This is a genomic window from Streptococcus sp. 5346 (assembly GCF_013277455.1).
Classification (GTDB): Bacteria; Bacillota; Bacilli; order Lactobacillales; family Streptococcaceae; genus Streptococcus.
Genome location: NZ_VMMY01000017.1, coordinates 1 through 1,350 on the forward strand (window position 1 = coordinate 1; position 1,350 = coordinate 1,350).

The 1,350-nt window shown below is 40.6% G+C and carries 1 protein-coding gene and 1 pseudogene; both read right to left on the minus strand.

The window, feature by feature from the left end:
* On the minus strand, positions 1-713 hold a 713-nt coding region (locus HT732_RS09455), incomplete at its 3' end, for a PD-(D/E)XK nuclease family transposase (protein WP_173254853.1).
* A 211-nt stretch (positions 714-924) separates the two neighbouring features.
* A pseudogene (locus tag HT732_RS10430) lies at positions 925-1,350 on the minus strand (hypothetical protein); the annotation flags it as partial.

Sequence of the window (1,350 nt, forward strand, 5' to 3'; positions counted from 1 at the left end):
GCTTGTTCTTCGCGCATACGTAGTTGACTAAACATTTTCCTATCCTCCTCGGACCAGCTCTTATAGTCCAGCAGTTGGTCTGCTTGGCTGATGGCTCGCTCGGGTTGTTGAGTAAAGGGTTTATTCCCAAAAAACTCCAACCATGGCTTGCGAATACTATCTTTGCTAGTTTCTCTATATTTTTTTAATTCCAAGAATGCCATCTTGACCAGATGATTTTCCTGACCATTGTTGATAATGGTTAAAACCTCACCTGTCGTGTCCTCGCGCATGCTAAAGCTATGAAAAGCCAAGTCATCTGAGAAGTAGTTACTATCCACAATTGCGATAGCGTAAACGGGTGCGATGTGTTTGTAACTTTGATGAGTATTGCCTTCTCGTTGGCGAATTTTTTCGAGGTTTTGATTGACCTGACTGCATAGGTAAGCCCACAAACGATTAATGAAAAAATTCTGATGATGAACTTGAATCTCAATAATAACTTGCGTACCATTGTCCAACTCAGCCAAAACATCTATACTTGTATAGAAATCCTGCGCCGAGTACGGTATAGAAGGCAAGACGTGAATATTGCTCCCTTCCAAAATGGTTACATTTTTGGCTGGTAAATCCAGCATATCGCGAATAAATTGACAAGTGATCTCTGGATTGCTAAAGATTTTCTTAGCAACCAAGTCGTTGGTTGGGCTAATGCCCGGATGTCTGAGAATCATCCTTTTCCCCCTTTTATTATACCACAGTTTTAAATCTAAGTTTACTAGATTCTATGGTTCTATCTATTTATTCGGAAAAGAAAGGGAAAAGTTCAAATTTTCTTGAAAATAACAATACATTAAGTAAAAAAAGATAGGCAAACTCTTTACATCAAGAAATTTAGCTATCTTTTTTAGTTTATTTTAAGATTGCATAACGCTTACAGATTTCTCACTTATGTTCTTCCAGCAGTGCCTCAAACTCAGCCACAGTCATACCTAATTGCTGACTGGCAATCTCAGAAGTCAGAAGACCTTGGCGGACCATATCTAGGAAGGCAAAGAGTTTTCCTCGTTCCAGTCCTTGTTCAATCCCCTCTGCACGACCACGTTCTAAGCCCTTTTCCTCAGCTTGTTCCAAGGCATAGTCCTGTGCTAACAAGGCTTGTTCTTCGCGCATACGTAGTTGACTAAACATTTTCCTATCCTCCTCGGACCAGCTCTTATAGTCCAGCAGTTGGTCTGCTTGGCTGATGGCTCGCTCGGGTTCTTGAGTAAAGGGTTTATTCCCGAAAAACTCCAACCACGGCTTGCGAATACTATCTTTGCTAGTTTCTCTATATTTTTTTAATTCCAAGAATGCCATCTTGACCAGATG